Here is a 12,315-nt window from a genome sequence, read left to right on the forward strand (position 1 = left end):
CCATGGGCAGCTTCCTGCGCCACAACGTCCGTGAATACGGCATGTTGCTGAGCCTGGTGGCCATCATGGTGTTCTTCCAGGTCGTGACGGACGGCACGCTGATGCAGCCGCTCAACCTGACCAACCTGGTGCTGCAGAACAGCTACATCGTGATCATGGCGCTGGGCATGCTGCTCGTGATCGTGGCCGGCCACATCGATTTGTCGGTGGGCTCGGTCTGCGGCTTCGTCGGCGCGCTGGCCGCGGTGCTCATGGTGCAGCACGACTGGCCCGTGCTGCCGGCCACGCTGGCCTGCCTGGCCTGCGGCGCCGCGATCGGCGCGGCGCAGGGCTGGTTCGTGGCGTATGCGCGGATTCCGTCCTTCATCGTCACGCTGGCCGGCATGCTGGTGTTCAAGGGCCTGGCGCTGGCGGTGCTGGCCGGGCAGTCGGTGGGGCCGTTTCCGGAGGTGTTCCAGGGCCTGAGCAGCGGCTTCATCCCCGACCCGCTCGCCGCGCCGCCCACGCCGGGCCAGCAGAGCCTGCGCCTGTTCACGCTGCTGCTGGGCATGGGTGCTGCGCTGCTGTTCGCGTGGACCGGCTGGCGTGCACGCCAGCGCCAGCGCGCGCACGGCATCACGAGCGAGCCTGCGGGCTTCTTCGTGGCGAAGACACTGGTGTTCGCCGCGATCCTGATCGGCTTCGCGTGGCTGCTGGCCTCGTACCGCGGCCTGCCCAACGTGCTGGTGGTGATGGCGCTGTTGATCCTGCTGTTCGATTTCGTCACGCGGCGCAGCACCATCGGCCGGCGCATCTATGCGCTGGGCGGCAACGAGAAGGCCGCGCGGCTGTCGGGCATCGACACGCGGCGCCTGTCGTTCCTGACCTTCGTGAACATGGGCGTGCTGGCCGCGCTGGCCGGGCTGGTGTTCGCAGCGCGGCTCAACACCGCCACGCCCAAGGCCGGGCTGGGCTTCGAGCTCGACGTGATCGCGGCCTGCTTCATCGGCGGCGCCTCGGCCTCGGGCGGCGTCGGCAAGGTCATGGGCGCGGTGATCGGCGCGTTCATCATGGGCGTGATGAACAACGGCATGTCCATCCTGGGCATCGGCATCGACTACCAGCAGGTCATCAAGGGGCTGGTGCTGCTGGCAGCGGTGTTCATCGACGTTTACCACAAGAACAAGGCATGACGACCATGCCCCAGGTGGATCCTGTTCTGGAGCTGTCGGGCATCGGCAAACGCTTTGGCGACATTGCGGTGCTGGACGACGTGCAGCTGCGCCTGTACCCCGGCGAGATCCATGCGCTGATGGGGCAGAACGGCGCGGGCAAGTCCACGCTGATCAAGGTGCTGACCGGCGTGTTCCCGGCGAGCAGCGGCGAGATCCGGCTGGGCGGCGAACGCGTGCGGCCCGATTCGCCGATCGCCGCGCAGCGCCTGGGCATCAGCACGGTCTACCAGGAGGTGAACCTGTGCCCCAACCTGTCGGTGGCCGAGAACATGTTCGCGGGGCGCTACCCGCGCCGTGGCCTGCGCATCGACTGGGCGGCCGTGCACGCCCAGGCGCGCGAACTGCTCGCGCGCATCGGCCTGGCCATCGACGTGACACGGCTGCTGTCCAGCTACCCGGTGGCCGTGCAGCAGATGGTGGCCATCGCGCGGGCCCTGGGCGTGCAGGCGCGCGTGCTGATCCTGGACGAGCCCACTTCCAGCCTGGACGACGACGAGGTCCGCAAGCTGTTCGCCGTGCTGCGCCAGCTGCGCGACGAGGGGCTGGCCATCGTCTTCGTCACGCATTTCATGAACCAGGTCTACGCCGTGTCCGACCGCATCACGGTGCTGCGCAACGGTGGCTGGGTGGGGGAGTGGCCCGTGGCCGAACTGCCGGCGCCCGCGCTGATCGCTGCCATGCTGGGGCGCGAGCTGGCCGCCGCGCAGGCCCGGCCCGCGCCCGCGCAGACGGCCGAGGCCCGCACCGTACCCTTGCTGCGCGCCGAAGGCCTGGGCCAGGCTGCGCAATTGCAGCCCATCGACCTGCAGGTGCGCGCTGGCGAGGTGGTGGGCCTGGCTGGCCTGTTGGGCGCCGGCCGCACCGAACTCGCGCGCCTGCTGTTCGGCCTGGAGACGCCGGACCGTGGCACGCTGGCCATCGACGGCCAGGTGGTGCGCTTTGCGAGCCCCTCGGACGCGATTGCCGCGGGCCTGGCACTGTGCCCCGAAGAGCGCAAGACCGACGGCATCGTGGCCGAGCTCTCGGTGCGCGAGAACATCGCGCTGGCACTGCAGGCGCGCATGGGCGTGGGCAAGTTCCTGCCGCGCGCCGAGCAGGCGCGGCTGGCCGAGCGCTTCGTCGCGCAGCTGGGCATCAAGACCGCCAGCATCGAGACGCCCATCGGCCTGCTCTCGGGTGGCAACCAGCAAAAGGCCGTGATCGCGCGCTGGCTCGCCACTGCGCCGCGCCTGTTGATCCTGGACGAGCCCACGCGCGGCATCGACGTGGCAGCCAAGCAGGAAATCATGGAGCAGATCCTGCAACTGGCCGAGGCCGGCATGGCGGTGGTGTTCATCTCGTCGGAGATCGCCGAGGTGGTGCGCGTGGCGCACCGCATCGTGGTGCTGCGGGACCGGCGCAAGGTGGGGGAGTTGCCTGCGGGCAGTTCGGAGGACGATGTGTACGAGATGATTGCGGCGGGTGCATGACCGACCCTTTTTGCGAGCGCTTGGGGGTGGACCGCGCCGACGGTGTACTCCACTCCGCGAATGTCCCCCGGCCTTGCCCGCCTTGCCGGCCTGGGGCCGGCAAGGCGGGCAAGTCCTCCTCCTTGATTTCGCTGCGTGGAGCACACCATCGTCGTGGTCTGGCAGCGTCGCGTCGCACGCCGCCGCACGACGCGACGTGCCCCGGGTCGAGGGTACTGGGTGGCCCCTGCAGCGAAATCAAGGAGGAGCCTGGGCCGCCTGCGGCCCTGGCGGGGGACATTCGCGGAAGGGGCCACCCGGTGCCCTCGGCCCGCGCACCACACCTGCGCAGGGCCCGCACATGAGCGCGCCCTCCGCAATCTCAAACCGCTGGATGCAGCACCGCCTGCTCTGGCCCCTGGTGACGCTGGCCATCCTGCTCGCCGTCAACGCCGCCTTCAACCCCGGCTTCCTGCGCATCGAATGGCGCGAGGGCCACCTCTACGGCAGCCTGATCGACATCCTGAACCGCGCGGCGCCGCTGATCCTGGTCTCGCTGGGCATGACACTGGTGATCGCCACGCGCGGCATCGACATCTCGGTGGGCGCCGTGGTGGCCATCAGCGCAGCCGTGGCAGCGTGGACCATCGGCGGCAACGTGGACGGCACGGCGCGCTTCGGCCTGCCGCTGGCCATCGTGGCCGCGCTGGGCGTGGCGCTGGTCTGTGGGTTGTGGAACGGCGTGCTCGTGGCCGGTGTGGGCATGCAGCCCATCATCGCCACGCTGATCCTGATGGTGGCCGGCCGCGGCATCGCGCAACTCATCACCGACGGGCAGATCCTCACGGTCTACCACAAGCCCTTCTTCTTCCTGGGCGGCGGCTACCTGCTGGGCCTGCCGTTCTCGGTGTTCGTGGTGGCTGCGGTGTTCGGCGCGCTGTACCTGGCGGCCACGCGCACCGCACTGGGCCTGTTCATGCAGTCGGTCGGCATCAATCCAACGGCCGCGCGCGTGGCAGGCGTGCAGACGCGGCGGCTGGTGCTGGGCACCTACGCGGTCTGCGGCCTGTGCGCAGGGCTGGCCGGGCTGCTCATCAGCTCCAACATCAAGAGCGCCGATGCCAACAACGCCGGCCAATTGCTGGAACTGGACGCCATCCTGGCCGTGACGCTGGGCGGCACGCTGCTGACGGGCGGGCGCTTCAGCCTGGTGGGCAGCGTGATCGGCGCCCTGATCATCCAGACGCTGACCTACGCCATCTACTCGCTGGGCGTGCCGCCCGAGATCAACCTCGTGGTCAAGGCCGTCGTGGTGTTCGCCGTGATGCTGCTGCAATCGGCCGAGTTCCGCACCACGCTGCGCGTGCTGGCCGTGCGGCCCGCGGGAGGCCTGCGATGAGCAGCGTGCCCGCGCCGCCCCTGGTGGCCGCCGCGCAGGCGCCGCGGTTGGACCCCAAGTACCTGCCGCTGGCCGCCACCATCTCGCTGTTCGTGGCCGTGGCCACGCTGGGCGGGCTGCGCTACGACGGCTTCTTCTCGGCCCAGGTGTTTCTGAACCTGCTGATCGACAACGCCTTCGTGCTGGTGGTGGCGATCGGCATGAGCTTCGTGATCCTGACCGGGGGCATCGACCTCTCGGTGGGCTCGGTCATCGCGCTGACCACCATGGTCTCGGCGTTGCTGGTCGAGCGGCATGGCTGGAGCCCCGCGGCCACGATCCCGCTGGTGCTCGTGATGGGCACGCTGTTCGGCGGCTTCATGGGCCTCTTGATCGAGCGCTTTCGGCTGCAGCCCTTCATCGTCACGCTGGCCGGCATGTTCCTCGCGCGCGGGCTGTGCTATCTCATCAGCATCGACTCGATCAGCATCACGAGCGAGGCGTACTCGGACCTGGCGCAGATCCGCATCCCGCTGCCGGGCGAGACCTCCTTGTCGCTCTCGGCGGTGATCGCGCTGGTGGTGCTGGCGCTGGCGATCTACATCGCGCACTGGACGCCGTTCGGCCGCACGGTCTACGCCATCGGCGGCAACGAGCAGTCGGCGCGGCTCATGGGCCTGCCCGTGCGGCGCACGCTGGTGGGCGTGTACGCCCTGTCGGGCCTGTGCTCGGCGCTGGCCGGCGTGCTGTTCACCTTCTACATGCTGTCGGGCTACGGCCTGCACGCGCTGGGGCTGGAGCTCGACGCGATCGCCGCGGTCGTGATCGGCGGCACGCTGCTGTCGGGCGGCGTGGGCTACCTGGCCGGCACGCTGTTCGGCGTGCTGATGCTCGGGATCATCCAGACGCTGATTTCCTTCGACGGCACGCTGAGCTCGTGGTGGACGCGCATCGTCGTGGGCGCGCTGCTGTTCGTGTTCTGTCTGCTGCAGCGCTTCATCACGGCGCGCAGCCCCCACCGGTGAGATCTCCATGACCAAGAAACTGCGCTCCAGCGAATGGTTCGGCACGGCCGACAAGAACGGCTTCATGTACCGCAGCTGGATGAAGAACCAAGGCATCCCCGACCACGAGTTCGACGGCCGGCCCATCGTGGGCATCTGCAACACCTGGTCGGAGCTGACGCCGTGCAACGCGCACTTCCGCAAGATCGCCGAGCATGTCAAGCGCGGCATCTCGGAGGCGGGCGGCTTTCCGGTGGAGTTCCCGGTGTTCTCCAACGGCGAATCCAACCTGCGGCCCACCGCCATGCTCACGCGCAACCTGGCCAGCATGGACGTGGAGGAGGCCATCCGCGGCAACCCCATCGACGCGGTGGTGCTCTTGACCGGCTGCGACAAGACCACGCCCGCGCTGCTGATGGGCGCGGCCAGCTGCGACATCCCGGCCATCGTGGTCACGGGCGGGCCCATGCTGAACGGCAAGCTGGAGGGCCGCAACATCGGCTCCGGCACGGCCGTGTGGCAGCTGCACGAGTCGCTGAAGGCCGGCGAGATCAACCTGCACCAGTTCCTGGCGGCCGAAGGCGGCATGAGCCGCTCGGCCGGCACCTGCAACACCATGGGCACGGCGTCCACCATGGCCTGCATGGCCGAGGCGCTGGGCACCTCGCTGCCGCACAACGCAGCGATCCCGGCGGTGGATGCGCGGCGCTACGTGCTGGCGCAGATGTCGGGCGCGCGTGCCGTGGCGATGGCGCGCGAGGGGCTCAGCCTGTCCAAGATCCTCACGCGCCAGGCCTTCGAGAATGCGATCCGCGTGAACGCGGCCATCGGCGGCTCGACCAACGCCGTGATCCATCTGAAGGCCATCGCCGGCCGCATCGGCGTGCCGCTGGAGCTGGAGGACTGGACACGCATCGGCGCCGGCACGCCCACGCTGGTCGACCTGATGCCCTCGGGCCGCTTCCTGATGGAGGAGTTCTACTACGCGGGCGGCCTGCCGGCCGTGCTGCGCCGCCTGGGCGAACACGGCCTGCTGCCGCATCCCGAGGCGCTGACCGTCAACGGCCAGACCCTGTGGGACAACGTGAAGGATGCGCCCAGCTACGACGACGAGGTGATCCGCCCGCTCGCCAAGCCGCTGCTGCCCGACGGCGGCATGCGCATCCTGCGCGGCAACCTGGCGCCGCGTGGCGCCGTGCTCAAGCCCTCGGCCGCCACGCCGGCGCTGCTGCAGCACCGCGGCCGCGCCGTGGTGTTCGAGAACCTGGAGCACTACAAGGCGCGCATCGTCGACGAGTCGCTGGAGGTGGACGCCGATTCGGTGCTGGTGCTCAAGAACTGCGGCCCGCGCGGCTACCCCGGCATGGCCGAGGTCGGCAACATGGGCCTGCCGCCCAAGCTCTTGCGCCAAGGCATCAAGGACATGGTGCGCATCTCGGACGCGCGCATGAGCGGCACGGCCTATGGTACGGTCGTGCTGCACGTGGCGCCCGAAGCGGGCGCGGGCGGCCCGCTGCTGGCCGTGGAAGACGGCGACTGGATCGAGCTGGACTGCGCGGGCGGCCGGCTGCACCTGGACATCTCCGACGAAGAACTGGCACGCCGCCTGGCCGATCGCGCCGCGCAGGCCGCGCGCGAGGCCCCGCCTGCGCGCGGCGGCTACGCCGGGCTCTACGTGCAACACGTGCTGCAGGCCGACGAGGGCTGCGACTTCGACTTCCTGGTCGGCTGCCGCGGCGCCGACGTGCCACGCCATTCACATTGAGGAAACCATGACCGCACCACGCTACCAAGGCGTCTTCCCCGTCGTTCCCACCACCTTCCACGAGGACGGCAGCCTGGACCTGGCCAGCCAGAAGCGCTGCGTCGACTTCATGATCGACGCAGGCTCGCACGGCCTGGCGATCCTGGCCAACTTCTCCGAGCAGTTCCTGATCGCCGACGAGGAGCGCGAGCTGCTCACGCGCACCGTGCTCGAGCATGTGGCCGGCCGCGTGCCCGTGGTCGTGACGACGACGCACTTCTCCACCAAGGTCTGCGCCGAGCGCATCCGCCGCGCGCAGGACATGGGCGCGGCCATGGTCATGGTCATGCCGCCCTACCATGGCGCCACCTTCCGCGTGGGCGAGGCGCAGATCCACGGCTTCTACGCCGCGCTGTCGGACGCGATCGACATTCCCATCATGGTGCAGGATGCGCCGGCCGCCGGCACGCCCATGTCGGCGGCCTTTCTCGCGCGCATGGCGCAAGAGATCGAGCACCTGAGCTACTTCAAGATCGAGACGGCCGGCGCGGCCAGCAAGCTGCGCGAGCTGATCCGCCTGGGCGGTGAGGCCATCGAAGGGCCCTGGGACGGCGAGGAGGCCATCACGCTGATCCCCGACCTGGATGCCGGCGCCACCGGCGCGATGACGGGCGGTGGCTACCCCGACGGCATCCGGCAGATCATGGACCCGTACACGGCCGGCAACCGCGAAGAGGCGGTGGCGCAGTACACGCGCTGGCTGCCGCTGATCAACTACGAGAACCGCCAGGCCGGCTTCCTCGCGGCCAAGGCGCTGATGCAAGAGGGCGGCGTGATCGCCTGCGACGCCCCGCGCGCGCCCTGGCCGGCCATGCACCCGCAGGTGCGCAAGGGCCTGCTCGAGACGGCCCGGCGGCTCGATCCACTGGTGCTGCGCTGGGGGCGTTAAACGCCGAGGTAGCGCCCCCACACAGCGCGGTCGCCGTCCAGCGCGGCCGAATCGCCCTGCCAGACCACGCGGCCGCGCTCCAGCACCACATGGTGGTCGGCCAGTGGCAGCAGGCGCTCGATGTACTTGTCGACCACCAGCGTGGTCTGGCCATCGGCCTTGAGCCGCGCCAGGCAGCGCCAGATCTCCTCGCGGATGACGGGCGCGAGGCCCTCGGTGGCCTCGTCCAGGATCAGCAGGCGCGGGTTGGTCGACAGCGCGCGCGCGATGGCCAGCATCTGCTGCTCGCCGCCCGAGAGCTGGTTGCCCATGTTCTGCTCCCGCTCCTTCAGGCGCGGGAACAGCGCGTAGAGCCGGGCCAGGTCCCAGCCACCGCGCTGGCCGTTGCGCTGGTCGGCGAAGGCCAGCAGGTGCTCGCGCACCGTGAGGTTGGGAAAGCACTGGCGGCCTTCGGGCACGATGGCGATGCCCAGCCGCGCGATGGCGTCGGCGCGCAGGCCCGCGAGCGGCTGGCCGCCGAAACGCACACTGCCGCCGCGCAGCGCGAGCGCGCCGATCAGCGTCTTGATCGTGGTGCTCTTGCCCATGCCGTTGCGGCCCAGCAGGGTCACGACCTGGCCCGCGGGAATGTCCAGATCCACGCCGAACAGCACCTGGCTCGCGCCGTAGCCGGCCTGCAGTTGACGTGCCTGCAGGATGGGTTCCGGGGCGGCCATCAGGCGGGTGCTCCGGCCGGTTCTTCGGTGCCCAGGTAGACGGCCTGCACCTGCGGATTGCCGCGGATCGCGTCCACATCGCCCGACAGCAGGACCTTGCCGTAGACCAGCACCGAGATGCGGTCGGCCAGCGCGAACACGGCCTTCATGTCGTGCTCGATCAGGAGGATGGCCATGTCGCGCTGGAGCTGGCGGATCAGTTCGGTCATGCGTTCGGAGTCTTCGGGGCCCATGCCGGCCATGGGCTCGTCGAGCAGCAGCAGCTTGGGGTTGGCGGCCAGGGCCAGCGCCACGTCGAGCTTGCGCTGGGCGCCGTGGGGCAGGGTGCCGGCCACGCGGTGCTGGTCCGCGGCGAGGCCCACGCGCTCGGCCAGCGACTGGGCCGTCTCCGCCAGCGGGCGCTCGTGGCGCCGGTCGTGCAGCAGGCCGAAGCTGGAGCCCGCATGGGCCTGGGCTGCCAGCAGCAGGTTGTCGCGCACGGTGGCCTCGCGGAAGATGCTCGTGATCTGGAAGCAGCGCGACAGGCCGGCGCGCACGCGCGCGTGCATGGGCAGGCGCGTGAGGTCCTGGCCGTCGAGCAGCACGCGGCCCGCGTCGGGCGGCATCAGGCCCGAGACCAGGTTCACGAGCGTGGACTTGCCGGCGCCGTTGGGGCCGATCAGTGCATGGATCTCGCCGGGCTGCACCGTGAAGGAGACATGGTCCGTGGCCAGCAGTGCGCCGAAGCGTTTGACGAGTCCTTCGACCTGGAAGAAGCTCATGGCAAGACCTCCTGCAGCGGCGTGCTCCGGGCAGGACGCCGCTCCAGCACGCTGGCCAGCCCCTTGGGCGCCAGGAACACGATGGCGATCAGCAGCACGCCCAGCGGCAGGTGCCAGTACTCGGTGTGCAGCTTGACCAGCTCTTCGAGCCCGATCCAGACCGCGGCGCCCACCGGTCCGCCCCAGCGCCGGCCCACGCCGCCGATGACGACCATCACGACCAGCGTGGCCGATTGCGTCCAGTGCATGAGCTGCGGACTCACGAAGCTGTTGTGCGAGACCAGCAGCGCACCGGCCAGGCCGGCCAGCGCGCCTGCCATGGCGAAGGCCGCCAGCCGCAGCCGGAACACCGCAAAGCCCATGGCCTGCATGCGCGTCTCGTTGTCGCGGATGCCCATCAAGGCATGGCCGAAGCGCGAGACGGTGGCCCGGTTGAGCAAGGCCATCGCGGCCGCGAACAGCAGCAGCACGACCCAGTAGAAGGTGGGTTCGTGCGCGCTGTCCAGGCCCAGGCCGAACTGCGGCCGCTCCATGAGGTTGTAGCCGTCGTCGCCACCGTAGGCGCGCAGCGCCACCGCGACGAAGTACAGCATCTGCGCGAAGGCCAGCGTGATCATGATGAAGTACACGCCACGCGTGCGCAGCGCCACCAGCCCGATCAGCGCGGCCATGCCGCCCGCCACCGCCATCGCGGCCGGCCACAGCAGCCAGGCCGAGGTCTGGCCGGCATCGGCCAGCGCCACCAGCGTGTAGGCGCCCACGCCCACGAAGCCCATGTGGCCCAGCGCCACGAGGCCGCCGTAGCCCAGGATGAAATTCAGGCTGGCCGCGGCCAGCGCGAAGACGAGCGCACGGCGCACGAAGTTGATGTAGTAGTCCAGCCCCAGCAGCGGGGCCAGCAGCGGAAAGGCCGCGAGCAGGGCGAACACGGCCCAGGGCAGCCAGCGGGACAGCGAGGAACGCATGGGATGGTCAGCCGCGGGCGGGGAACAGGCCGGTGGGTTTGAAGGCCAGCACGCCGGCCATCAGCGCATAGGTGGCCAGGCCCGCGACCAGCGGCGCGAGGTCGGACACCAGCGTGGGCGGCAGCACGCTGCGCAGCGCCATGGGCACGAAGGCGCGGCCGATGGTGTCGACCAGGCCGACCAGCATGGCCGCCACGAAGGCGCCGCGCACCGAGCCGATGCCACCGATGACCAGCACCACGAGCGAGGGGATCAGGATCTCCTCGCCCATGCCCACCTGCACGGCCGTGAGGGGCCCCATCAGCGCGCCGGCCAGGGCCGCGAGCGCCGCGCCGAGCAGGAACACGAGCGAGAACACGCGGTCCACGCGCACGCCCATCCACTCGGCCATGGCGCGGTTGGAGGCGCCGGCGCGCACCAGCATGCCCACGCGCGTGTGGTTGACGAGCCCGTACAGGGCCAGCGCCACGAGCACGCCGGCCGCCAGGATCACGAAGCGGTAGGCCGGGTAGGGCAGGCCGGGGATCAGCTCCACCGGGCCGGCCAGCGCGGCCGGCGCCGAGGCCATGATGGGCGAGGGACCCCAGGCCATCTTCACGAGGTCGTCGGCGATCAGGATGATGCCGAAGGTGGCCAGCACCTGCGACAGATGGTCGCGCCCGTAGAGCCGGCGCACCAGCAGGGCCTCCAGCGCCAGCGCGACCAGCACCACCGCGGCCAGCGCCGCGAGCAGCGCGCCGACGAAGGAGCCGGTCTGCGTGTGCACGCTGGCGGCCACGTAGGCCCCGCCCATGAACAGCGAGCCGTGCGCCAGGTTCATGACGTCCATGATGCCGAACACCAGCGTGAGCCCGGCGGCCAGCAGGAACAGCATCAGGCCGTAGCCGATGCCGTTGAGCATCTGTTCGATGAAGAGGGTGGCCGTCACTTCATTTTGCAGAGTTGGTGGTAGGCGTCCTGGTAGCCCTTGAGCGGCGTGGACAGCGTCTTGTTCGTGATGTTGCCTTCCGGGTCCTTGCCGATCACGCGCAGGTAGTAGTCCTGGATCGGGAAGTTGTTGTTGCCGTACTTGAACGGCCCGCGGATGGAGGCGAAGTTGGCGGCCTTGAGCGCCTTCAGCACGGCGGCGCGGTCCTTCACATTGCCCTTCACGTCGCGCACGGCGGCGTCCATGGCGAGGATGGCGTCGTAGGCCTGGGCGGCGTAGAAGGTGGGGTAGCGCTTGTAAGCCTTGCGGAACTCGGCGACGAACTTCTGGTTGGCCGCGTTCGGCACGTCGTGCGAGTACTGCGACGTGGAGAACAGGCCCAGCATGGGCTCGCCCACGGCAGCGATGGTGTCCTCGTCGGCCGAGGCCGGGCCGGTGACGAGCTGGATGTCGCGCGACAGGCCGGCCGCCACGAACTGCTTGATGAAGTTGATGCCCATGGCGCCGGGCAGGAAGAAGTACACGGCCTGGGGCTTGGCCGCGCGGATCTGCGCCAGTTCGGCCGCGTAGTCGAGCTGGCCGACCTTGGTGTAGACCTCGGCCACCACCTCGCCCTTGTACAAGCGCTTGTAGCCGGTCAGGTGGTCGCGTCCGGCCGGGTAGTTGGGCGCGACGATGAAGGAGGTCTTCAGGCCCTTGTCGGTGGCCCACTGGCCGGCCGCTTCGTCCCAGGTGTCGTTCTGGTAGCTCTGGCCGAAGAAGTAGGGGTTGCACTGCGCGCCGGCGTACTGGCTGGGGCCCGGGTTGCTCGTGATGAAGGGCACCTTGGCCGCGAACAGCGCCGGGCCCACGGCCAGCGCCACGTTGGACGGCGTGGGGCCGGTGAAGAAGTCGATCTTGTCACGCTGGAGGAATCGGTCCACGACCTGCTTGGCCTGGTCGGGGCTGCCGGCCGTGTCGGCCTGCAGGAACTCGGCCGGGTAGCCGCCGAGCTTGCCATCCAGCAGCTTGATGGCCAGGTTGATGGCGTCGCGCGTCTCGGCGCCGCCGGCCGCGAAGGGGCCGGAGATGTCCAGCGCCAGGCCGACCTTGATGGGGTCGGCGGCCAGGGCAGCGTTGCCGGCCAGCGTCAGCGCCACAAGGGCGCCGGCGTGGCGCGGATGGAAAAAGCTCTTCGATGCGGGCATGGACACTCCGTGGGATGGACA

General features: G+C 69.9%; 11 protein-coding genes. 6 read left to right on the plus strand and 5 right to left on the minus strand.

Features of this window, described 5'->3' with window-relative positions; translation table 11 throughout:
* Positions 1–2 precede the first annotated feature (2 nt).
* The 6 genes from mmsB (at position 3) to IE209_RS13670 (ending at position 7,737) form a co-directional block, all read left to right on the plus strand.
* Positions 3–1,172, plus strand: coding sequence for a multiple monosaccharide ABC transporter permease (mmsB, locus tag IE209_RS13645; protein ID WP_229882853.1), 1,170 nt, complete (start codon positions 3–5; stop codon positions 1,170–1,172).
* The gene (locus tag IE209_RS13650) at positions 1,169–2,683 is read left to right on the plus strand and encodes a sugar ABC transporter ATP-binding protein (RefSeq protein WP_189687509.1); all 1,515 of its coding nucleotides are present in this window, start codon (positions 1,169–1,171) and stop codon (positions 2,681–2,683) included. The genes mmsB and IE209_RS13650 overlap by 4 nt, the downstream gene beginning before the upstream one ends.
* A 340-nt stretch (positions 2,684–3,023) precedes the next feature.
* Positions 3,024–4,061, plus strand: a complete 1,038-nt coding sequence (locus IE209_RS13655; RefSeq protein WP_189687510.1) for an ABC transporter permease — start codon at positions 3,024–3,026, stop codon at positions 4,059–4,061.
* Positions 4,058–5,065, plus strand: a complete 1,008-nt coding sequence (yjfF, locus tag IE209_RS13660) for a galactofuranose ABC transporter, permease protein YjfF (protein WP_189687511.1) — start codon at positions 4,058–4,060, stop codon at positions 5,063–5,065. The genes IE209_RS13655 and yjfF overlap by 4 nt, the downstream gene beginning before the upstream one ends.
* Before the next feature lie 7 nt (positions 5,066–5,072).
* Positions 5,073–6,809 carry an IlvD/Edd family dehydratase gene (locus IE209_RS13665; RefSeq protein WP_189687512.1) on the plus strand — a complete coding sequence of 579 codons (1,737 nt, stop codon included), beginning with the start codon at positions 5,073–5,075 and terminating at the stop codon, positions 6,807–6,809.
* A gap of 7 nt (positions 6,810–6,816) precedes the next feature.
* Positions 6,817–7,737, plus strand: coding sequence for a dihydrodipicolinate synthase family protein (locus IE209_RS13670; protein WP_189687513.1), 921 nt, complete (start codon positions 6,817–6,819; stop codon positions 7,735–7,737).
* On the opposite strand, the gene IE209_RS13675 is transcribed toward IE209_RS13670, so the two are convergent.
* Genes IE209_RS13675 through IE209_RS13695 form a run of 5 tightly spaced genes read right to left on the minus strand, consistent with a single transcriptional unit; the run spans position 7,734 to position 12,294 of the window.
* The gene (locus tag IE209_RS13675; protein WP_189687514.1) at positions 7,734–8,453 is read right to left on the minus strand and encodes an ABC transporter ATP-binding protein; all 720 of its coding nucleotides are present in this window, start codon (positions 8,451–8,453) and stop codon (positions 7,734–7,736) included. The genes IE209_RS13670 and IE209_RS13675 overlap by 4 nt on opposite strands.
* Positions 8,453–9,214, minus strand: a complete 762-nt coding sequence (locus IE209_RS13680; protein ID WP_189687515.1) for an ABC transporter ATP-binding protein — start codon at positions 9,212–9,214, stop codon at positions 8,453–8,455. Before IE209_RS13680 ends, IE209_RS13675 begins: the two co-directional genes overlap by 1 nt.
* A complete protein-coding gene (locus IE209_RS13685) occupies positions 9,211–10,179 on the minus strand; it encodes a branched-chain amino acid ABC transporter permease (protein ID WP_189687516.1) in 969 nt (322 codons plus the stop codon). Before IE209_RS13685 ends, IE209_RS13680 begins: the two co-directional genes overlap by 4 nt.
* Positions 10,180–10,186: 7 nt before the next feature.
* Entirely contained in the window at positions 10,187–11,080 is an 894-nt protein-coding gene (locus IE209_RS13690; RefSeq protein ID WP_189687690.1) for a branched-chain amino acid ABC transporter permease, read from the minus strand.
* 23 nt (positions 11,081–11,103) lie between these two features.
* The gene (locus tag IE209_RS13695) at positions 11,104–12,294 is read right to left on the minus strand and encodes an ABC transporter substrate-binding protein (protein ID WP_189687517.1); all 1,191 of its coding nucleotides are present in this window, start codon (positions 12,292–12,294) and stop codon (positions 11,104–11,106) included.
* Between the last annotated feature and the right edge of the window lie 21 nt (positions 12,295–12,315).

Origin of the sequence: Pseudorhodoferax aquiterrae, assembly GCF_014652235.1 — a bacterium.
GTDB classification, from domain to species: Bacteria; Pseudomonadota; Gammaproteobacteria; order Burkholderiales; family Burkholderiaceae_C; genus Pseudorhodoferax; species Pseudorhodoferax aquiterrae.

Coding starts and splice junctions, on each gene's coding strand:
- mmsB (WP_229882853.1), top strand. CDS start 3: ATGGGCAGCTTCCTGCGCCACAACGTCCGTGAATACGGCATGTTGCTG.
- IE209_RS13650 (WP_189687509.1), top strand. CDS start 1,169: ATGACGACCATGCCCCAGGTGGATCCTGTTCTGGAGCTGTCGGGCATC.
- IE209_RS13655 (WP_189687510.1), top strand. CDS start 3,024: ATGAGCGCGCCCTCCGCAATCTCAAACCGCTGGATGCAGCACCGCCTG.
- yjfF (WP_189687511.1), top strand. CDS start 4,058: ATGAGCAGCGTGCCCGCGCCGCCCCTGGTGGCCGCCGCGCAGGCGCCG.
- IE209_RS13665 (WP_189687512.1), top strand. CDS start 5,073: ATGACCAAGAAACTGCGCTCCAGCGAATGGTTCGGCACGGCCGACAAG.
- IE209_RS13670 (WP_189687513.1), top strand. CDS start 6,817: ATGACCGCACCACGCTACCAAGGCGTCTTCCCCGTCGTTCCCACCACC.
- IE209_RS13675 (WP_189687514.1), bottom strand. CDS start 8,453: ATGGCCGCCCCGGAACCCATCCTGCAGGCACGTCAACTGCAGGCCGGC.
- IE209_RS13680 (WP_189687515.1), bottom strand. CDS start 9,214: ATGAGCTTCTTCCAGGTCGAAGGACTCGTCAAACGCTTCGGCGCACTG.
- IE209_RS13685 (WP_189687516.1), bottom strand. CDS start 10,179: ATGCGTTCCTCGCTGTCCCGCTGGCTGCCCTGGGCCGTGTTCGCCCTG.
- IE209_RS13690 (WP_189687690.1), bottom strand. CDS start 11,080: ATGCTCAACGGCATCGGCTACGGCCTGATGCTGTTCCTGCTGGCCGCC.
- IE209_RS13695 (WP_189687517.1), bottom strand. CDS start 12,294: ATGCCCGCATCGAAGAGCTTTTTCCATCCGCGCCACGCCGGCGCCCTT.